Below are 20,746 nucleotides of genomic sequence, written 5' to 3'. Positions count from 1 at the left end.
ATCCAGATGCCTGGCGGAGGCCGGCGTGGCGTATGCCGACGCATCGCGCCGCCCGGGGCCGGTGTCGCGAATTCCGCCCGTTCTCCTTCCGGCCGGCGCGGCCATCGGGGGGAATGCGAGCGTGCCGGCGTGCCGCTGCGCGTCTGCGTCTCCGCTCCTGCGGCGTGCCGGGGCCATTGCCCGGCGTCGCATTTGTCACAAAGTGTGGAAAATTACCTCCAGTACGGCCGCGGGCCTGCCGTAGACCCACGGCTTGATTGTGTATTCATGAAACGAACCGCCGTCGTCGCGCAGCCAGCGGGGCCGCGTGGTTCATGGAAGGGCGGCTCCCCATGTCGATTCTGCGCGTTCATCGTTGGCTCATTGCGCTGAGCGCCCTGTTCTCTGCCCTGACGCTCGGCTCCTACGCCCTGTCGCTGCATTACTTCGACGCGCGCCTGCAGGCCGACAGCCGCAAGACCGAGGTGTCCCACAGCCTGGAGCGCATCCTGCAGAGCCTGTACAAGACCAACAGCGCCCTGCACCGTTATGCCACCACCGGAGATCTGGCCGCCCGGAGCCAGTTCCAGACCGAGGTGAGCATGGGCTTCGAGCGGGAGGCGGCGCTCGGGCTGCTGCGGGCCGTCCGCCTCGAGCAGCAGGAGCGCCTGAGCCTGCAGCGCCTGCAGGAGCGCTACAACGCCTATCTGGCCCTGGCGACGCAGATCGTCGAGGCCGTCCAGGGCGGCCAGCTCGCCCGGGCCTCCGGGATGGTGGCGGGGCCGGAGTTCAGCCAGGTGGTCGCCGGCCAGTTCGAGGCCGTCGAGGCGCTCAACGCGGCGCTGCTGCAGCGGCTCGACGACGACATCGCCCGGCTGACCCGCGAGGCCGCGCTGGCTTCCAACGCCGCGCTGGTGCTGCTGATCGCCAACCTGCTGCTGTTCTGGTGGGGCTACCTGGCCTTCATGCGGCGGCGCCTCATCATGCCCCTGATCGGGCTCACCGCCAGCACCGAGCAGATGTCGGCCGGCAACCTGGGGGTCGAGATCGCCCACCTGGACAACCAGAGCGAGATCGGCGACCTCGCCCGCGCCCTCGACCGCTACCGCACCTCCACGGCCGAGGCGGCCCGGCAGCGCTGGGTGCGCACCGGGGTGGCCGACATCGGCGTCGCCCTGCAGCGTGCCGAGACCCTGGGCGACTTCGCCCAGCACCTGTTTGCCCGCCTGGTTCCGATGTTCGGGGGCGGCGTGGCGGCGCTCTACCTGTGCGAGGCTGGCGTCTGCAGTTTTTGTGGCGGCTGGGGGATCAAGGAGCCGGCGCTGCGCGGGCGCCGTTTCATGCCGGGCGACGGCGTGCTCGGCCAGGCGGCCCGCGACGGCGTGCCGCGGGTGGTGCGCGGCTTGCCCCCCGATTACCTGCTGGTGGCCTCGGGCCTGGGCGAGAAGGCGCCGTCGGTGCTGGTGCTGGTGCCCCTCAAGGACGGCGAGCTGGTGGTGGGGGTGCTGGAGCTGGCGATGTTCGGCGCGCCCGACGACCGGCAGTGGGCGCTGGTGCGGGAGCTGTCCGACACCATCACCCCGCGCCTGATGGTGCTGCAGCGCAACCTCCACACCCAGGACCTGCTGGCCCAGACCCAGCGCCAGGCCCAGACCCTCCAGCAGCAGACCGACAAGCTGGCCCAGCAGGCGGACGACCTGGCCAGCCAGCAGCGCCAGATCCAGGCCACCGAGGCCTGGTACCGCAACATCATCGAGTCGGCGCCGGTGGGCATGCTGGTGGTGGACGAGCGGGGCGCCATCACCCTGTGCAACAAGGCGATGGAGCGCGTCCTGGGCTACACCCGCCCCGAGCTGGAGGGGCAGTTCGTCGAGACCCTGCTGCCGATGGAGATGCGCGAGCGCCACGTGGCCCTGCGCGACGGCTTCATCCACGACCGTGGCCACCGGGACGAAGGCATCCTGGTCCGGGAGGTGGTGGGGCGCCACAAGGACGGCCGCCTGATCCCCCTCGAGCTGATCCTCGACCGCCTGCCGGCCGTCGAAGGCCATTGCAACAGCGTCTTCGCGGCGATTCTCGACATCAGCGAGCGCAAGGCGGCGGCCGAGGCGCTGCACAAGGTCAACCGGGAGCAGACGGCCCTGCTGGAGTCGGCCCGCATGGGCATCGTGCTCTTCAGGGCGCGGACCATCGTGCGCGCCAACCCGGCCTTCCTGAAGCTGTTCGGCTACGCTGCCGAGGAGGTGATCGGCCAGCCCTCGCGGATCCTGCACCTGGACGACGCCCACTACGAGGCCATCGGCGCCGCCGCCTACCCGCTGATCGAGCGCGGCGAGACCTACCAGGGCGATCTGGAACTGCAGCGCAAGGACGGCTCGACCTTCCTGTGCCACATCACCGGCAGCGCCGTCGACCCCCTCGACCCGGCGGAGGGCGTGGTGTGGCTGATGGAGGACGTCTCCTACGAGCGGCAGGCCACCGAGGTCATCAAGCGCGCCCGCCACGAGGCCGAGGAGGCCACGCGCATGAAGTCGGAGTTCCTGGCCAACATGAGCCACGAGATCCGCACGCCGATGAACGCGATCATCGGCATGACCCACCTGGCCCTGCAGACCCGGCTCGACCGCCAGCAGCGCAACTACCTCGAGAAGGTGGAGCGGGCGGGGCAGAACCTGCTGGGGATCATCAACGACATCCTGGACTTCTCCAAGATCGAGGCCGGCAAGCTGGCGATGGAGGCTATCGAGTTCCGGCTCGAGGACGTGATGGACAACCTCGCCAACCTGATCACCCTCAAGACCGAGGAGAAGGGCCTCGAGCTGCTCTTCGACGTCAAGCCCGACCTGCCCACCGCCCTGGTCGGCGACCCGCTGCGGCTGGGCCAGGTGCTGATCAACCTCGGCAATAACGCGGTCAAGTTCACCGAAAAGGGCGAGGTCGTGATCGGCGTCGAGGCCCTCGCGGCGGACGAGGAGCGGGCGGAGCTGCACTTCTGGGTGCGCGACACGGGCATCGGCATGGACGCCGAGCAGTGCGCCCACCTGTTCGAGGCCTTCCAGCAGGCCGACACCTCGACCACCCGCCGCTACGGCGGCACCGGGCTGGGCCTGGCGATCTCGAAGAACCTGGTCGAGATGATGGGCGGCCAGCTGTGGGTCGACAGCGCGCCCGGGCGCGGTTCGACCTTCCACTTCAAGGCGCGCTTCGGCGTGCAGAAGACCCCCTACCCGCGCCGCATGTTCTACGCCGACGAGCTGCGCGGGGTGCGCGTGCTGGTGGTGGACGACAACGCCACCGCCCGCGAGATCCTCGCCGGCATGACCCGCTCCTTCGGCCTCGAGACCGACGTGGTCGCCAGCGGCGCCGAGGCCCTCGAGAAGATCTCCGCCGCGGTGGCCGCCCAGCGGCCTTACGACCTGCTCCTGCTCGACTGGAAGATGCCCGGCATGGACGGCGTCGAGACGGTCAGCCGGGTCGAGGCCGAATACCCGGTGTCCATCCCGGCGATGGTGATGGTGACCGCCTATGGCCGCGACGGCGTGCAGAGCCAGATCGAGCAGCGGGGCGTCAAGGTGAGGGAAGTCCTCAACAAGCCGACCTCGCCATCGACGCTGCTGGAGGCCATCGGCAGCGCCCTCGACAAGGGCATCATGGCCGAGACCCACGTGACGCGCCGCATCGACAATTGCGAGGCGGCGGTGGCCCGCTTGCGCGGGGCCCGGGTGCTGCTGGTCGAGGACAACGACATGAACCAGGAGCTGGCGGTCGAGCTGCTCACCCGCGCCGGCCTCGAGGTGGCGGTGGCCGACAACGGCCGCGAGGCCCTCGACATCCTGGCCGGTGACCGCGATTTCGACGGCGTGCTGATGGACTGCCAGATGCCGGTGATGGACGGCTACACCGCCACCCGCGAGATCCGCGCCACCCCGGCGCTGCAGCACCTCCCGGTGCTGGCGATGACTGCCAACGCGATGGCCGGCGACCAGCAGAAGGTGCTCGACGCCGGGATGAACGACCACATCGCCAAGCCCCTCGACGTGGGGGTGATGTTCGCCACCATGGCGCGCTGGATACACCCCGCGCCGCGCCGCGGCCAGCCGGCCTCCGCGCCGGCGGGGGCGCCCGAGGCCGACGCCGGGCTGCCGCCGCTGGCCGGTGTCGACACCGCGGCGGGGCTGACCATCGCCCAGAACGACCGTCGCCTGTACCGCAAGCTGCTGCTGCGTTTCCGGGCCGGGCAGGCCGACTTCGCCGAACGCTTCGCCCAGGCTGGCGGCGAGGCCGATCCGGCCGGCCAGGAGCGCTGCGCCCACACCCTCAAATCCACCGCCGGCACCATCGGCGCCCACGCCCTGCAGCAGGCTGCCCGGCGCCTCGAGACCGCCTGCCGCGAGCAGGCGCCGGCCGAGGCGCGGGAGGCCCTGCTCGCCGAGGTGATCGCCCGGCTCCAGCCGGTCATCGACGGCCTGGCCAACCTGGAGGGCGACGCGCCAGCGGCCCCGCCGGCGGGTGGTGAGGCCGACGTCGCGGCGCTGGCGGCGGTGGCGGCGCAGCTCGACGAGCTGCTGGGCCAGTCCGACGGCGCCGCCGTCACCCTCTGGGAGGCCCACGCCGGGCGGTTCGCGGCGCTGTGCCCGGCCCAGGCCAAAGCCGTTTCGGCAGCGCTGGCCGACTTCGATTTCGACCTCGCCCGCGACGCCCTGCGCGAGTGCCGCGCCCTCTGGCCCAGCCCCTGACGGGCCACCCACGCCGGAACGCAACGATGGAAACTCCCCACGACATGCTCCCCAAACCCACGCTGCTGGCCGTCGACGACACGGCGGACAACCTCACGCTCCTCAACGCCCTGCTGAGCGGCCCCTACAAGGTCAAGCTCGCCAACAGCGGCGAGAAGGCGCTGAAGATCGCCGCGGCCAGCCCGGCTCCCGACCTCATCCTGCTCGACATCATGATGCCCGGGATGGATGGCTACGAGGTCTGCCGGCAGCTCAAGCAGCAGCCCGCCACCCGGGACATCCCGGTGATCTTCCTCACCGCCCGCACCGACGCCGAGTCGGAGCGGGCCGGGCTGGAGGCGGGGGCCGTCGACTACGTCACCAAGCCCTTCAACCCGCCGGTGCTGCTGGCGCGGGTCAGGACCCACCTGGCGCTCAAGGCGCACACCGACTTCCTGCGCGACAAGAGCGCCTTCCTCGAGGCCGAGGTGGACAAGCGGACCCGGGAGATCCAGGCGATCCAGGACGTCACGATCCACACCCTGGCCTCCCTCGCCGAAACCCGCGACTCCGAGACCGGCAACCACATCCGCCGCACCCAGTTCTACGTCCAGGCTCTGGCCCGCCGCCTGCAGGCCCACCCGCGCTTCGCCGCGCTGCTAACCCCGCGCTACATCGACATGCTGTTCAAGTCGGCGCCGCTGCACGACATCGGCAAGGTGGGCATCCCCGATGCGATCCTGCTCAAGCCCGGGCGGCTGACGCCCGACGAGTTCGAGATCATGAAGACCCACACCACCCTGGGCCGGCAGGCCATCGAGCACGCCGAGCAGCTGCTCGGCATGAAGGTGGATTTCCTGTCGATGAGCAAGGACATCGCCCAGTCGCACCAGGAAAAATGGGACGGCTCCGGCTATCCGCAGGGGCTCGCGGGCGAGGCGATCCCGGTGTCGGCACGGCTGATGGCGGTGGCCGACGTGTACGACGCCCTCATCAGCCAGCGCATCTACAAGGCCGGGATGCCCCACGAGGAGGCCGCCGCGATCATCGCCGAGGGGCGCGACGCCCATTTCGACCCGGATGTCGTCGATGCCTTCCTGGCGATCCAGGACGAGTTCAAGGCCATCGCGCTGCGTTTTGCAGACGCCCGGGACTAAGCGGCGCACAATACCGCCCAGTCGGCGCCCCCGCCGGAAGCCCGGGGCGGGTGCGAGGGTGTCGGAGTGAGGTCTCGCACGCTTCCAACAGGCATGGAGGTCCGTCGTGATCGGATGGGATGCAGATCCGCAAGCCTCTCCGGGCCGTGCCGCTACCTGGCGCCACGGCCTGGGGCGGCTGGCCCTGATGCTCGGGTGCCTGCTGGGGGCCATCCTGCCGGCCCTCGGCGTCGCGGGGCCGTCCGGGCCGCCGACGTCCATCACCATCGCCGCCGACGGCGACTTTCCGCCGATGCTGTTCCGCGACGCCTCGGGCGAGCTGCGCGGCATGCAGAAGGATCTGTGGGATCTCTGGTCGGTACGCACCGGCATCGAGGTGAAATACCTGGCTTCGAGCTGGCCCGTCGCGCTGGCCCGCATCGACGCCGGGGAGGCCGACGTGATCGACCTCTTTGTCGAGACCGAGGCCCGCAGGCAACGCTTCGTCTTTGGCCGGCACCTCACGGAAATGAAGGGGCTGCTGTATTTTCACGAGAGCATCGCGGGCATCGTCGACGCGAAGACCGCCCGCGGTTTCGTGGTCGGGGTGATCCAGGGCAACCTGTGCGCCGAGAAGCTCCGCGAGGCCGGCGTGACGGACATCCGGGCCTACCCGGGTACCCAGGCCCTCGTGGCCGCCGCGCTGCGGGGCGAGGTCCGCGTGTTCTGCGCCCCCGAGGCGGCGGGCAATTACTTCCTCAACCAGGCGGGCCAGGCCGGCGAGTTCCGCCATTCGCTGCCGGTCTATGTCGTCCAGAGCGGCTGGGCGGTGCGCAAGGGCAACGAGGCGCTGCGCGACCGCATCGCCGACGGCTTTCAGCGCATCGACAGGGCCGAGCAGCAACGGATCGTCGAAAAGTGGATGGGCAGCGCTGTCCGGCGCATGGACGAGCCGCTCTACATCCGCTTCAGCGGCTACGTGATCGCCGGCCTGCTGGGGGTGCTGGTGCTGATGGCGATCTGGCTGCAGACCGTGCGGGCGGTGGTGGCCCGCCGGACGACCGCCCTCAGGGACGAACAGGCCCGCCTGCGCGACAGTGAAGACCGCCTGAGGACCATCCTCGACGGGGTCGAGGGCTGCATCTACATCAAGGATTCCGGCTACCGTTACCTCTTCGCCAACCGCTTCGCCTGCGAGATCATGGGCAGCTCGCCGCAGGGGGTCGTCGGGCGCGACGACGCCGATTTCTTCGGCTCCGCCCAGGCCGCCCACATGCGGAGCGACGACCGCCGGGTGATCGAGGACGGGGAGCGGATCGTCACCGAGGACGTGTTCCACCACCCGGACGGCACGCTCGACAAGATCCTGAAGACGGTGAAGCTGCCGCTGCGCCACGCGAACGGCGGGATCTACGCCCTGTGCGGCATTTCCATCGACGTCACCGCCTACAAGCGCCTCGAGATGGAGCTCGAGGCCCACCGCCAGAATCTCGAGCAACTGGTCGAGGCGCGCACCCGCGAGCTCGCCGACAAGTCGGAGCAGCTGCGGCTGAGCGAAGAGCGCTATGCCTACGCGCTCGATGCGGCCAGCGACGGGCTGTGGGACTGGGATCTGCAGACCGGCGGCAGCCACGTCAACCCGGCCTACGCCCGGATGCTCGGCTACGCGCCGGACGAGCTGCCCGCCAATCCCGAGGGGGGCTGGGTGGCGCTGCTGCATCCCGACGAGCGTGACAGCGTGCCGGCCCGCGTGCGGGCCGAGCTCGACAGCCGCGGCGCCCACGAGGTCGAGTTCCGGATGCGCTGCAAGGACGGCAGCTACAAGTGGATCCTGAGCCGCGGCAAGGTCGTCGCCCGCGGGGCGGACGGCAGGCCCCTGCGCGCCGCCGGCACCCACGTCGATCTCACCGCCCGCAAGCAGCTGGAGCTCGACCTCCGCGAGGCGAAGGAGGCCGCCGAGGCGGCGACGCGCCTCAAGAGCAATTTCCTGGCGGTGATGAGCCACGAGATCCGCACCCCGATGAACGCCATCGTCGGCCTGACCCACCTCGCCCTCAAGGCCGACCCGTCGGCGCGGCTGCAGGAGTTCCTGGTGAAGATCCAGGCCTCCAGCCACCACCTGCTGGCCCTCATCAACGACATCCTGGACCTGTCCAAGATCGAGGCGGACAAGCTGGATCTCGAACACATCGATTTCGACGTGGACCAGCTGCTCGCCGAGGTGACGGAGCTCCTCGCCGAGCGCGCCGCCGAGAAGGGCATCGAGCTGGTGGTGGGGCAGGGCGACGCCGTGCCCGCGCGGCTGAAGGGCGACCCCCTGCGCCTGCGCCAGGCGTTGCTGAACTACGCCAACAATGCGCTGAAGTTCACCACCCAGGGCGAGATCGAAGTGCGGGTGGACCGCGTCGAAGCGCCCGACGATGCGGCCGTCACGCTGCGCTTCTCGGTGCGGGACACGGGCATCGGCCTCGACGAGCGGCAGCGCCAGTCGCTGTTCCGCAGCTTCGAGCAGGCCGACCAGTCGATCACCCGCAAATACGGCGGCACCGGCCTTGGCCTGGCGATCACCAAGCGGCTGGCGGGGTTGATGGGCGGTATGGTGGGCGTCGAAAGCACCCTGGGCGTCGGCTCGACCTTCTGGTTCACCGCGCGCCTCGAGGCGGGGGAGGTGGCCGGGGCGGGGGCCGTCGGACCGCTGCCGGCGGCGCGGGTGCTGCTCGCCGACGACAACGCGGCGGCCCGCCGCGCCCTCGGCGACATGCTCGGCCGCCAGGGCCTCACCGTCACCGCGGTCGGCTCGGGGGCCGCGGCGATCGATGAGGTCCGCCGCACCCGGGGCGGTCCGCTGGCCCATGCGGTGGTTCTGCTCGACTGGCGGATGCCCGGGCTGGACGGCATCGCTGCCGCCCGCGAGATCGATCGCCTGCAGCCCGGAGCGCCGCCGTGCCTGCTGCTGGCGGACGTCATCGACCACCGCAGCGCCGCCGCGCAGGCGGCGGCGTCGGGCATCGCGGGCGTGCTCGTCAAGCCGGTGGGAGTGTCGCCGCTGCGGGATGCGCTGCGGCGCGTGCTGGGGGCCGGCGGCGCGGTGCCAGCCGGCCCGTCTGCCGGGCCCGTGGAGCCCGACCTGGCGGCGCTTTCCGGCGCGCGGGTGCTGCTGGTCGAGGACAACGAAGTGAACCAGGAGGTGGCGCGGGCCATCCTGACCGACGCCGGCCTCGAGGTGGATGTCGCCGCCGACGGCGCGGCCGCCCTGGACAAGGTCAGGGCCGGTGCGTTCGATCTCGTGCTGATGGATATGCAGATGCCGGTGATGGACGGCATCGCCACCACGCGGGAGATCCGCCGCGACCCACGTTTCGACGGCCTGCCCATCCTCGCGATGACCGCCAGCGCGATGTCCGAGGACAGGGCGCGCTGTTTCGAGGCCGGGATGAACGATTTCATCGCCAAGCCCATCGACCATGCGGAAATCGCCGCCCGGCTGGTGCGGTGGATCAGGCCGCGGAGCGCCGCCGACGGGGCGCCGGTCGCCGACCCCGCGGGCGCGGTGGCAGAGGAGCTCGACACCGGGCGGGCCGGGGAGGTCTGCCGCGTGCTGCTGGAGATGTTCGACGAGGACGACTTCGCCTGCCATCAGGTGCTCGCCGACAATGCGCCGCTGCTGGCCAGCCTGCTCGGCGATGCCCAGCGCGAGCTCACCTGGGCCGTCCAGCACTGCGACTTTGCCGCCGCCTCGGAGGTGCTCCGTCAGGGGCTTGCCCGGCGGGGCATCGTGGCCGGGCGCTGAGCATGCCGGCGTGGCCGTCTGCCATATCCCGGGGATGCGCTTTGATTGCCCCGCCTGTGACATAAGTCAGTCCCGGCGCCGGCGGCCGCGTTATCATTTGCTTACGAGATAAAGGCAAACGGGGTGAGAGCCCCGGACGCAAAGCTTCGGATCCTAACCTGCATGCAGAAAGGATGGCCGGGTTGCCTCAGCGCCGGTGCGTTCGCGCCCGCGTCGGGTTTTCCGTGGGCATTCCCTTCCTTCCTGTGCCGCTGTCGGTCCGGCCGTCCGGGTGTCTGCTCCGTTTCGTTCAAACCAGTCGCCGTCCAACGGCGGGAGATCGAAATGGGCAATGGCAACAAGAAAATCCTGGCGGTGGGCGGTGTCAGCGTCGTGCTGGCCGGCTGGTTCGGCGCCAGCATGTATGCCGGCAGCGTGGCGGAGCGCGAGATCCGCGCCTTCGCAGCCCGGCCGTCGTCGGAGACCGGCGTGCGGGTGCGCAACCTCCAGCACAACGCCGGCCTGCTCTCGGCCACCGGCTCCTTCGGGCTGGAGGTGGTCAACCAGTGCGCCGGCGACGAGGGCGAGCCTGGCGCCGCCTTCGAGGTCGAATACGGCATCGCCAACCTGATCCTGCCCACCGCGCCGCTGCGCGTGACCTGGAGCGCCAGGCCCACCGGCGAGCTTGCTGTGGCGCTGGCCGAGGTCTTCGGGCCCAGCCTCAGGCTGCAGGGCAACGGCGGGGTAAGCTTCGGCGGTGATTTCCGTTCGGCCATGGCGCTGCCCGAGCTGGCGATGGACCGGGGCGGCCAGAAGCTCACCATCGCCCCGTCGAGCGGCAGCGTGACCATCGGCAAGAGCGCGCTGGCGGTCAGCTGGGGTGTGGACAAGCTGCTCTCCCGCGGCCACGGCGAGGCCCTCGAACTGGGCAAGATCGTCCTCGACCTCGACCTGAAGGACCGTCACCTCGGCACCGGCTCCACCTCCCTGTCGATCGAGCGCATCTCCACCAGCCACGGCACCGCCGAGGGCTTCCGCCACGCCACCCTGGTGACGGAAGAGGGCGAACGTCTCAACGCCCAGGTGACGGAGAGCCTGCGCATGGCCGCCTTCGGCGGCGAGACGATGCGCGACCTGAGCCTGGAGATCGCCATCCGCGACCTCGACAAGCGGAGCGTCGAAACCCTCAGCCGCCTCGCCGGCGACACCTGCGGCATGCAGAACATGACCGCCGACGAGGATCAGGCCTTCCGCAAGGCGCTGCGCACCCTGCTGACCCAGGGCTTCTCCGTTGGCGTGCCCAAGCTCGCCGGGTCGGTGGGCAAGGGCAGCCTCGAAGGCAAGCTGATCCTCGAGGCGCGCAAGGCGCCGTCGGCCACCGGGCCGATCTCGCTGGCCCAGCTGTTCCGCGCCAGCGGCGAGCTGCTGGTGAAGGGCGAGGCGCTCGACGCGCAGAAGCGCCAGAACGCGCTCGCCGCCGGTTTCATCCAGGAGAAGGACGGCAGCCTGAAGGGCAGCTTCGAGTACGCTGAGGGGGTGCTGCGCACCAACGGCCGGATCTTCGACGGCAGTGTCGTGCAGGCCAGCCTCGCCAACGCCGATCTCGCGCTGAACGCCTTCCTCGACGCGCCGCGGCTGGCCCGCAACCTGCCGCGCGCCGAGCCGGCTGCGCCCGCGCCGGTGCTGTTCGAGGAGGAACTGGAGGCGCCCGCCGCGCCGGCCGCTCCCGCCGAAGCTCCCGCAGCCGCGCCGGCCCCCGTTGCTGCTGCTCCGATGGCTGCGCCCGCAGCCGCCCCTGCGGCGCCGCTCGCCGCCGCCTGCACGTCGGCCCGCCAGTGTCTGGCCCAGACTCTGGGCGCCGCCGCGCGGGAGGATGTGAATGGCGTCTTCGCGCTGGCCGCCCGCATCGAGGAGCTGGGCAAGCCGGCGCCCGGCAACCGACCGGTCTCCCGCAAGCTGAACACCGAAGGGCTGGAGGCGTTGAAGGCCGATGACCCGGCGCGGGCCGCCGAACTGTTCCGCAAGGGACTCGCGGAGAACCCCCGCGACGTGGAGATTGCCGGCAACCTCGGCTATGCGCTGGTGAAGGCCGGCAAGCCCCAGGAGGCCGCCGAGGTGCTGACCGCCGCGCTGCAGCTCGACCCCCGTCGCAGTTCCACCTGGACGCCGCTGGCCGAGGCGCTGGCCCTCGCCGGTCGCAAGGACGAGAGCCAGGCCGCGCTGTGGGTGGCCTACCAGTGGTCCGCCAACCGCGAGAAATCCCTCGCCTTCTACGCCGACCGCGCCGACAAGGAGCGCGCCAGCCGTCCGGCGCTCGCCGACATGTACGCCAGCGTGCTGGGGTGGGTGACCGAGGGGCGCAAGCCGCGTCTGGCGCTGAGCGCTGCGGGCTGAGGAGCGCCGCCGCTTCAGGCCAGCTCGTTGATGATCTGTCCGGCCCCGGCCTGTAACACCGGGCTGGTGCCGGCCGTGCTGGTGTAGGTCACGCCGCCGGCCGCCGGCGCTGCGGCGGGCTGGACGGAGGTGGCGGCCCCGTTGTTGATTCTTTGCACAAGCCGGTCGAAGCCCTCGGCCGAGGCATTGCGGAGGCCGGCCGAACGGGCTGCCGAGCGGACGCCACCCGCGCGGGTCTCGAGCTCATCTGCGCGGCGGTCGGCGGCATCGGCCTCCTGGCGGGCGCGTGAAGCCTGGGAGGCCAGGGCTTCCGCCTGGACCTCCAGTTGCCGGGCCTGGCGTAATGCCTGCTGGCGCTGAAGCTGGACGAAGCCCTGGGAGAGAGCCGAACCCCCGGTAATCTCGAGACCGCTGCTCATGCTCCGGCTCCTTGGTCGCAACCAAGCCGTTGCCTCGCGATGCGCGACGCCTTGCTTGGGCGGGGCGTCCTCAAGCCGTCCCGCCTGCCCGGTCTGCGTCGCTCAGCGCATGAGGCTCATGGCCAGATACGAAGCCACTGCAGCCTGCTGCATGCCCTGGCTCTGGGACGCCGGGTCGACGGCCGTCGCCGGTTTCTGCTGGCTGCCGTAACCGTCCACCATGGTCTGGATGTCGGCACGCAAGCGGGCTTTCCCTTCCGCACTGCCGGTATCGGCTGTTGCCCGTGCGTCCTTGATCTGTGCGGCCAGGGCCTGCATTTCCGCCTTACCCTCGGCGCTGGACATCCGCTTCGCCCGCTCGCTGAGGCTGACCAGGCTGCCGGCACCATCGTTGCCACTCGGCGACGCCGGCGGGTTGCGCTGCGAAGCTTGAGCGGACAAGGACGGGCCAAGCCTTTGCAGGCTGGCCTGCGACATCACACCGTAAATATCCGCGACCATGACGAGACTCCTCTATGCGAACGTACCTCTACAGTCCAATCCTAGGGCTTGGATCAGTAAATTTCAAAGAAAATGTTATTTTTACCAAAAAACATAAATTTGATTGTTCGTCTGTGGGGGCGCGTGGCGGCAGCCTTCGCCTGACCCCAAGATAAAGCCCGAGGCCGCAGCCCGGTTCGCATCGGGTAGGGCGGCATTCACCAGTGGGCTGCGATCGACGACGGGGGCGGACGTTTCTTGGCGAGGGTCTTGCTTGGGGAGGCGTTCGGACAACAAAAAACCAACCCTCGCGGATTGGCTTTTGATGAAGGTGAGATGCCCCTGGTCTTCACCCACTGGGGGAAGGCGGGGGCTGGTGTGTCATTCCGTCGACGTACGCGCCGCCCAGCGCGCAATGATGGCCGCCAGTGCCGGCAGCCCCTCGCGGATCGCGACCGGACCGGGTGACAGGATCAGCGCCGACTTGAGCTCATGCATTTCTCCATCGCGCACCGCAGGCACCTCTGCCCAGCCTGCACGGCCGGCTACGTGCTCGGGGCGGAAGCGTTTGCCGCACCAGGAGCCCACGATGAGGTCGGGCGCCCGGCGCACCACCTCCAGCGGATCGGCGAGGATGCGCTGGGCTGCCGCCGGGTGGCAGGCGCGCTCGGCGAAGATGTCATCGCCGCCAGCAATCCCGATGAGCTCGGACACCCACCGCACCGCACTGATCTGCGGCTCGTCCCACTCCTCGAAATAGACCCGCGGCCGACGCGGCAGCAGTGCCGCCTGGGCCCGCACGGTATCGATCGTGGCCTCGAGCTCCGCAACGAGGGAAAGGGCTTGGTCCTCCGCTCCCACCAGTCGGCCGACGGTTTCAATCATCGCCAGGATGCCGTCGATGCTGCGCTGGTTGAACACATGTACCGCCACCCCGGCCTTGATGAGATCACGGGCGACCTCGGCCTGCATGTCGGAAAAGCCCAACACCAGATCGGGCTGGACGGCGAGGATCTTCTCAAGGTCGCCGCTGGAGAAAGCGAACACCTTGGGCTTTTCCTTGCGCGCACGGGGCGGGATGACGGTGTAGCCGGTAATTCCGACTATGCGTGCCTCCTCGCCGAGGGCGTACAGCACCTCGACGGTTTCGGTGGTCAGGCAAACGATGCGGGAGGGGAGTCGGCGTTTGGTCATGGCGGCAGTATGACGTATCGGGCGGCACCGTTGTTGGCCCTGACGCCCCGCCTTGCCTGAGGACGAGATCGCGTAGTTGCAGCCCTCGATCGACACCCGGCTCGACGGCAGACAACATGTCGGTCCAGGTCTTGATCCTGGTCGGGGGGAGAGCCCACGCGCGGCTGACTGCTGCCTTCGTCGTCTTTCCTTGCGGGATCGCCATCACCAATGCCTTCTTGTGCCTGGGTGTGGAGCGCTTGATTTCGCCTTCCGTTGCCGTACCCCTCCAGGATCGCCAATCGACAACAAAAAAGCCAACCCTCGCGGATTGGCTTTTCTGCTTGCTTGTCTTGGCTCCTCGACCTGGGCTCGAACCAGGGACCTACGGATTAACAGTCCATTGAAAAAAAGAACTTTTTTGTTTTTGAATCCAGCTTGCAAGCTGGAACTCGGGTGCTGGAGCACTAACCTGGATTGGTTTGCAAGGAGAGTCGTTCGTCCAGGTTTCGCGGACAATATGTGTATCAATCGCCGCGTTTCGCGCGGCGATTGGCTTGCCGGTGCGGTGAAAGCGGTTGATAATCACCGCATGAATTACGGTGATTATCTTTATATCTGGCAGGCCCCCGACTGGCCACAGTGGCGTTACGACCTCACGGCGTTGGCTCGCTCGCTTGCAGAAGTCAGTCGGGCTCAGGGCCTTCTCCTCGGGCGGCTGGTCGATGTCGGTGCAACGATGCGAGATCAGGCAAGTCTGTTGGCGCTCACCGACGACGTTGTAAAGACCAGCGAGATCGAAGGTGAGCACCTCAACGTCGCCTCTGTCCGCTCGAGCATCGCGCGTCGTCTCGGTGTGGATATCGGGGCCCTGGCGCCGGTCGATCGCCACGTCGAGGGCGTGGTCGAGATGGTGCTGGATGCAACCGCCAACTGCCAGCGGTCGGTGACTGAAGAACGCCTGTTCGGGTGGCATGCGGCGCTGTTTCCGACTGGGTATTCGGGGATGGCGCGGATCAAGGTTGCGGCTTGGCGGGACGATGCGACGGGGCCGATGCAGGTGATTTCAGGGCCGATGGGTCGGCAGAAGGTTCACTTTGAAGCGCCGCCAGCCGAGTGTCTGCCTCTGGAGATGGTCTGCTTTCTCGACTGGCTCAACGCCGACACTGATATTCCGCCTCTTCTCAAGGCAGGGTTGGGGCACCTGTGGTTCGTCACGCTGCACCCGTTTGACGATGGCAATGGCCGGATCGCCAGAGCCATAGGCGACCTGTTACTCGCCCGAGCGGACGGCAGCCCACAACGCTTTTACAGCCTCTCGGCGCAGATCCAGCGGGACCGGAAGGCTTACTACGAGATTCTCGAGCGAATCCAGAAAGGCGATATGGATGTCACGGGTTGGCTCGCGTGGTTCCTCGACAGCCTTCACCGCGCGCTGGATCAAGCCCATCATACCCTCGATGCCGTGCTGACCAAGGCCCGATTCTGGCAGCGGTGGGCGGCTACTCCGCTCAACGAGCGCCAGGTCAAGGTGCTCAACCGGCTGCTGGATGGCTTCGATGGAAAGCTCACCAGCAGCAAGTGGGCGGCAATCTGCAAGTGCTCGGCGGACACGGCGCTGCGGGACATCAATGAGCTGCTGGCCCGCGGAGTGCTTCGGAAGATGGCTGGAGGCGGGCGGAGTACCGGGTATGAGCTGAACGACAGCCCAAAGTGACTCGGCCACGTGTCTGCAGAGCGAGGGCTATCGCGTTGCGGAAGTGGTTCAGGAAATGGGCATTATCAGAAGTATGTCGTGTCGGAAAACTGATGATGGATGTCGCGTCGGCGACATCCATCATTCTGTCTGTGACTAGCGATAAAACGGGCAGTTTTGATATGGATTCTTAATTAATTGGCTACGCCAGAGTAGTCGGGTCGGGCTTTAAGATTTTTGCTGGTCCGCAGACGGCTCGACACAGTCGGTTGAGTTCGCTGACCGAAAATGCTGCAACCCAGCCCGGTTGGACGTTTTGGATCCGCTTAAAGATGTATTGCTGACTGAACTCGCCAGCGGGCCGAATGACCGCGATGGCCGACCAGCAGCAGCTCACAAGGAACGCGGTCCACTGGCTCCTTCCGCCTCGGTCAGCAGGTTCTCCAGCAACGCTTCCACAAGCTCCACCTGCAGCCTTAACGTCTTCAAGGTCACCCCAGCGAGCCAGACTCGCAGGGGATTAACGATCGGGACACCCGGCGCAGGTTCTTTGATCCTGCGCCGGGCTCAAGTTGGCGCCGATGGAGTGGTCTTGTCAGGGGCAGGGGGGGATGGCGGCAGAACGGAGAGCTGGCAAGGGTGGTGTCAATTGGCGTACTACATAGACCCCCTTGTCGAAATTGACACCAAGGGCGATCGGCCGCTCGGAATCCGCCGAAGGGCCGGTCCTTGCCGGTCTCAAGGCGGGGAGTGCGTTGAAGAGTCTGTGTTTCCCGGCTCCGCGCGACGGTGAGACTGTGGCAGATAGCGGGGGCATGCAGTTGGAAGGGGGCCGTCGCGCCGCAAGGGCTGCGGAACCGGGTTCGTGGCGTGACGAGCTGCTGGGGCGCCCCTCGCGGCGCATTGGGCGAGGGCGGCTGAGCGGCCGCGCCTGGATGCGCGATCCCGTGCCCGGCATCGAAAACTCCGGACCAGCAATCGACCAGACAACAAAAAAGCCAACCCTCGCGGATTGGCTTTTTTGTTGTCTTGGCTCCTCGACCTGGGCTCGAACCAGGGACCTACGGATTAACAGTCCGGCGCTCTACCGACTGAGCTATCGAGGATCTGACGGATCTGGCCACGTGTTTTTGCAAAACACGTCACCGCAAATTGTTTGGCTCCTCGACCTGGGCTCGAACCAGGGACCTACGGATTAACAGTCCGGCGCTCTACCGACTGAGCTATCGAGGAACTAAGGGTTGGTCGTGCGCTCTTTTGAACACATCACCGAAAATTATTCTGGCTCCTCGACCTGGGCTCGAACCAGGGACCTACGGATTAACAGTCCGGCGCTCTACCGACTGAGCTATCGAGGAACAGAGGCGCGCAATATAGTGGCTGGCGTGTGGGGTGTCAAGGGTTTTTTGTTTTCGCCTTATGGGGGAGGTCAGGAGAGGCTGGGGAGGAGGCGCGAGTTGTGCTTGTGGGCCCGTGAGTCCGCCGGCTGGTGCACCGCAGGGCTGGCGTGAGGGCGTAAAAAAAGCCGCCGCCGGAAACCCGGCAGCGGCCTGGATGGAGTGCTGCGGTGCTGGCTTAGCCCTTGACGACGGCGGCGATGGCGTCGGCGACGTAGTCGAGGTTCTTGGTGTTGAGGGCAGCCAGGCAGATGCGGCCGGTGCTGACGGCGTAGATGCCGAACTCTTCCTTCATGCGCTCGACCTGGGCGGCGGTGAGGCCGGTGTACGAGAACATGCCGCGCTGCTTGATGACGAAGGAGAAGTCCTGGTCGATGTTGCGGGCGGCCAGCTTGTCGACGAGGCCGGTGCGCATCGCGCGGATGCGGTCACGCATGCCGGCGAGCTCGGCTTCCCACTCGGCGCGCAGGGCCGGGGTGGACAGCACGGCCGACACGATGGCGCCGCCGTGGATCGGCGGGTTGGAGTAGTTGGTGCGGATCACGCGCTTCAGTTGCGACAGCACGCGGGCCGATTCGTCCTTGTTCTGGGTGACGATGGACAGGGCGCCGACGCGCTCGCCGTACAGCGAGAAGCTCTTGGAGAAGGAGCTGGACACGAAGAAGGACAGGCCCGAGGCGGCGAACAGGTTGACCGCCACGGCGTCGGGCTCGATGCCGTCGGCGAAGCCCTGGTAAGCCATGTCGAGGAAGGGGATCAGGCCGCGGCTGGCACAGGCCTTGACCACTTCGGCCCACTGGGCTTCGGTGAGGTCGGCGCCGGTGGGGTTGTGGCAGCAGGCGTGCAGCACGATCACCGAGCCGGCCGGCAGGGTGTTCAGCTTGGCGATCATCGCCTCGGCGTTGGCGCCGCGGGTGGCCGGGTCGTAGTAGGGGTAGTTCTCGACCGGGAAGCCGGCGGCCTCGAACAGGGCGCGGTGGTTCTCCCAGCTCGGGTCGGAGATGTACACGGTGGCGCCCGGGACGATGCGCTTGATCAGGTCGCCGCCGATCTTGAGGGCACCGGTGCCGCCGAGGGCCTGGGCGGTGACGACGCGGCCGTCACGGATGATGGCGCTGTCGGCGCCGAAGAGCAGGTTCTGCACGGCGCTGTTGTAGGCGACCGGGCCTTCGATGGGCTGGTAGCCGCGCGGGGGGGCGGCTTCGAGGCGGGCCTTTTCGGCGGTGCGCACGGCGCCGAGCAGGGGGATCTTGCCGTTGTCGTCGAAGTAGACGCCAACGCCCAGGTTGACCTTGGTGCTGCGGCTATCCGCGTTGAAGGCTTCATTCAGGCCAAGAATCGGATCGCGGGGGGCCATTTCCACCGCAGCAAAGATCGAAGAGCTCATGGATTCTCCATTGGGGGCGAAGGAGCGGTGCGCAGGAGCGCGGCCGCTGGGTGATAATGCGAAGTTGTCTGCCCCGGGAACCGAGGCGGGCAGCGCCGATTGACTCAAGACGAAAATATTATCATGGCCGATCAATCAGGTAGCGGGCGCGTGGCGGTTTTCGAGGGGAGCCCGTTCCGGCTCCACCAGCCCTTTCCGCCCGGCGGCGACCAGCCGGAGGCGATCCGGCAGCTCGTCGAGGGCATCGAGGATGGCCTGATGTTCCAGACGCTGCTGGGCGTGACGGGCTCGGGCAAGACCTACACGATGGCCAACGTCATCGCCCGCTGCGGCCGCCCGGCCCTGGTGCTGGCCCACAACAAGACCCTGGCGGCCCAGCTGTACGCCGAGTTTCGCGAGTTCTTCCCCGAGAACGCGGTGGAATACTTCGTGAGCTACTACGACTACTACCAGCCGGAGGCCTACGTGCCGTCGCGGGATCTCTTCATCGAGAAGGATTCGGCGATCAACGAGCACATCGAGCAGATGCGCCTGTCGGCCACCAAGAGCCTGATGGAGCGGCGCGACGTGGTGATCGTGGCCTCGGTGTCGTGCATCTACGGCATCGGCGACCCGGCCGACTACCACGCGATGGTGCTGCACCTGCGCGAGGGTGAGCGCGTCGCCCACCGCGACCTGGTGCAGCGCCTGGTGGCGATGCAGTACGACCGGGCCGACATCGACTTCCGGCGCGGCACCTTCCGGGTGCGGGGCGACGTGATCGACGTGTTCCCGGCCGAAAGCGCCGAGCACGCGCTGCGCATCGAGATGTTCGACGACGAGATCGAGCACCTCACGCTGTTCGACCCGCTCACCGGCCACCTCAAGCAGAAGATCGTGCGCTTCACGGTTTTCCCGTCCAGCCACTACGTGACGCCGCGGGCGACGGTGCTGAAGGCCATCGAGGGCATCAAGGAGGAGCTGCGGGAGCGCATCGAGGTCTTCCAGAAGGCCGGCAAGCTGGTCGAGGCCCAGCGCATCGAGCAGCGCACCCGCTTCGACCTCGAGATGCTGGGCGAGCTGGGCTTCTGCAAGGGCATCGAGAACTACTCGCGGCACCTGTCGGGGCGCAGCCCGGGCGAGGCGCCGCCGACGTTGATCGACTACCTGCCCAAGGACGGCCTGATGTTCATCGACGAATCCCACGTGTCGATCGGGCAGGTGGGGGCGATGTACAAGGGAGACCGCTCGCGCAAGGAGAACCTCGTCGAGTACGGCTTCCGCCTGCCGTCGGCGCTGGACAACCGGCCCCTCAAGTTCGAGGAGTTCGAGCGCCTGCTGCCCCAGACGGTGTTCGTGTCGGCCACCCCGGCGGCCTACGAGAAGGAGCACCAGGGCCAGGTGGTGGAGCAGGTGGTGCGGCCCACGGGTCTGGTAGACCCGATCATCGTGGTCAAGCCGGCGTCCACGCAAGTAGACGATCTGCTCGGCGAGATCAAGCAGCGCCTCGACGCCCACGAGCGCATCCTCGTCACGGTGCTCACCAAGCGGATGGCCGAGGACCTCACCGAGTACCTGGCCGAGAACGGCATCCGGGTGCGCTACCTGCACTCCGACATCGACACCGTGGAGCGGGTCGAGATCATCCGCGACCTGCGCCTGGGTGAGTTCGACGTGCTGGTGGGCATCAACCTGCTGCGGGAGGGCCTCGACATCCCCGAGGTCTCGCTGGTGGCGATCCTCGACGCGGACAAGGAGGGTTTCCTGCGCTCCGAGCGTTCGCTGATCCAGACCATCGGCCGGGCTGCCCGCCACCTCCACGGCACCGCGATCCTCTACGCCGACCGGATCACCGATTCGATGAAGGCCGCCATCGGCGAGACCGAACGCCGTCGCGCCAGGCAGCTGGCCTTCAACGCGGCCAACGGCATCACGCCGAAGTCCGTGACAAAGCGCATCAAGGACATCATCGATGGCGTCTATGATGCGTCGTCGGAGCGCGCCGAGGGCGTGGCCGAGGCCGGCGCCGACTATGCCACGCTCGACGAAAAGGCCCTGGCGAAAACCATCCGCCAGCTCGAGAAGGAGATGCAGGAGCATGCCCGCAACCTCGAATTCGAGAAGGCCGCCGCGGCCCGGGACAAGCTGTTCCGTCTGCGCCAGCAAGCTTTCGGGGCCGATGCCCACGATGTGCCCGCCCAACCCGATGCCTGAAGGGAGCT

General features: G+C 68.0%; 10 protein-coding genes, 3 tRNA genes and 1 riboswitch. Of the genes, 6 read left to right on the top strand and 7 right to left on the bottom strand.

Translation table 11 applies throughout. The features are described from left to right. Nucleotides 1-332 precede the first annotated feature (332 nt). The 4 genes from ACE3OU_RS02115 (at nt 333) to ACE3OU_RS02100 (ending at nt 11,993) form a co-directional block, all read left to right on the top strand. Entirely contained in the window at nt 333-4,715 is a 4,383-nt protein-coding gene (locus ACE3OU_RS02115) for a response regulator (RefSeq protein WP_374239877.1), read from the top strand. 26 nt (nt 4,716-4,741) lie between these two features. Beyond that, nucleotides 4,742-5,851 (top strand): two-component system response regulator, encoded by a 1,110-nt coding sequence (locus ACE3OU_RS02110; RefSeq protein ID WP_374239876.1) that lies wholly within the window; start codon nt 4,742-4,744, stop codon nt 5,849-5,851. A 106-nt stretch (nt 5,852-5,957) separates the two neighbouring features. After that, entirely contained in the window at nt 5,958-9,620 is a 3,663-nt protein-coding gene (locus ACE3OU_RS02105) for a response regulator (RefSeq protein WP_374239875.1), read from the top strand. A gap of 103 nt (nt 9,621-9,723) precedes the next feature. Continuing rightward, a riboswitch (cyclic di-GMP riboswitch) is annotated at nt 9,724-9,810 on the top strand. Between the two features lie 134 nt (nt 9,811-9,944). Further along, nucleotides 9,945-11,993: a DUF945 family protein gene (locus ACE3OU_RS02100; RefSeq protein ID WP_374239874.1), complete on the top strand. Its 2,049-nt coding sequence runs from the start codon at nt 9,945-9,947 to the stop codon at nt 11,991-11,993. A 14-nt stretch (nt 11,994-12,007) separates the two neighbouring features. Here ACE3OU_RS02100 and ACE3OU_RS02095 read toward each other — a convergent pair whose 3' ends face one another. From ACE3OU_RS02095 to ACE3OU_RS02085, 3 genes are all read right to left on the bottom strand, one after another. Then, complete coding sequence (locus ACE3OU_RS02095; protein ID WP_374239873.1) at nt 12,008-12,412, bottom strand: hypothetical protein; 405 nt, start codon at nt 12,410-12,412, stop codon at nt 12,008-12,010. Between the two features lie 102 nt (nt 12,413-12,514). Beyond that, complete coding sequence (locus ACE3OU_RS02090) at nt 12,515-12,913, bottom strand: hypothetical protein (protein WP_374239872.1); 399 nt, start codon at nt 12,911-12,913, stop codon at nt 12,515-12,517. Nucleotides 12,914-13,273: 360 nt separating this feature from the next. Beyond that, nucleotides 13,274-14,086: an ABC transporter substrate-binding protein gene (locus tag ACE3OU_RS02085; protein WP_374239871.1), complete on the bottom strand. Its 813-nt coding sequence runs from the start codon at nt 14,084-14,086 to the stop codon at nt 13,274-13,276. A 499-nt stretch (nt 14,087-14,585) separates the two neighbouring features. On the opposite strand from ACE3OU_RS02085, the gene ACE3OU_RS02080 reads away from it, so the two are divergent. Beyond that, nucleotides 14,586-15,782, top strand: a complete 1,197-nt coding sequence (locus ACE3OU_RS02080; protein ID WP_374239870.1) for a Fic family protein — start codon at nt 14,586-14,588, stop codon at nt 15,780-15,782. 1,009 nt (nt 15,783-16,791) lie between these two features. On the opposite strand, the gene ACE3OU_RS02075 is transcribed toward ACE3OU_RS02080, so the two are convergent. From ACE3OU_RS02075 to ACE3OU_RS02060, 4 genes are all read right to left on the bottom strand, one after another. Beyond that, nucleotides 16,792-16,867, bottom strand: a tRNA-Asn gene (locus tag ACE3OU_RS02075). Nucleotides 16,868-16,918: 51 nt separating this feature from the next. Beyond that, a tRNA-Asn gene (locus tag ACE3OU_RS02070) sits at nt 16,919-16,994 on the bottom strand. 49 nt (nt 16,995-17,043) lie between these two features. Next, nucleotides 17,044-17,119 (bottom strand) — tRNA-Asn (locus ACE3OU_RS02065). 217 nt (nt 17,120-17,336) lie between these two features. Next, nucleotides 17,337-18,545, bottom strand: coding sequence for an amino acid aminotransferase (locus ACE3OU_RS02060; protein ID WP_374239869.1), 1,209 nt, complete (start codon nt 18,543-18,545; stop codon nt 17,337-17,339). Between the two features lie 123 nt (nt 18,546-18,668). Between ACE3OU_RS02060 and uvrB the strand changes: the two genes are divergently transcribed. Beyond that, nucleotides 18,669-20,738, top strand: a complete 2,070-nt coding sequence (gene uvrB, locus ACE3OU_RS02055; protein ID WP_374239868.1) for an excinuclease ABC subunit UvrB — start codon at nt 18,669-18,671, stop codon at nt 20,736-20,738. Nucleotides 20,739-20,746: the final 8 nt, after the last annotated feature.

The organism is Zoogloea sp., assembly GCF_041908905.1.
GTDB lineage: Bacteria > Pseudomonadota > Gammaproteobacteria > Burkholderiales > Rhodocyclaceae > Zoogloea.
The sequence above is the reverse complement of the archived record's forward strand: the minus strand, read 5'-3'. Positions and strand labels throughout refer to the sequence as shown.

Excerpts from the sequence above, each read along its gene's own strand:
- uvrB (WP_374239868.1), top strand. The coding sequence starts at position 18,669 with ATGGCCGATCAATCAGGTAGCGGGCGCGTGGCGGTTTTCGAGGGGAGC.
- ACE3OU_RS02115 (WP_374239877.1), top strand. The coding sequence starts at position 333 with ATGTCGATTCTGCGCGTTCATCGTTGGCTCATTGCGCTGAGCGCCCTG.
- ACE3OU_RS02090 (WP_374239872.1), bottom strand. The coding sequence starts at position 12,913 with ATGGTCGCGGATATTTACGGTGTGATGTCGCAGGCCAGCCTGCAAAGG.
- ACE3OU_RS02110 (WP_374239876.1), top strand. The coding sequence starts at position 4,742 with ATGGAAACTCCCCACGACATGCTCCCCAAACCCACGCTGCTGGCCGTC.
- ACE3OU_RS02080 (WP_374239870.1), top strand. The coding sequence starts at position 14,586 with ATGTGTATCAATCGCCGCGTTTCGCGCGGCGATTGGCTTGCCGGTGCG.
- ACE3OU_RS02100 (WP_374239874.1), top strand. The coding sequence starts at position 9,945 with ATGGGCAATGGCAACAAGAAAATCCTGGCGGTGGGCGGTGTCAGCGTC.
- ACE3OU_RS02060 (WP_374239869.1), bottom strand. The coding sequence starts at position 18,545 with ATGAGCTCTTCGATCTTTGCTGCGGTGGAAATGGCCCCCCGCGATCCG.
- ACE3OU_RS02085 (WP_374239871.1), bottom strand. The coding sequence starts at position 14,086 with ATGACCAAACGCCGACTCCCCTCCCGCATCGTTTGCCTGACCACCGAA.
- ACE3OU_RS02095 (WP_374239873.1), bottom strand. The coding sequence starts at position 12,412 with ATGAGCAGCGGTCTCGAGATTACCGGGGGTTCGGCTCTCTCCCAGGGC.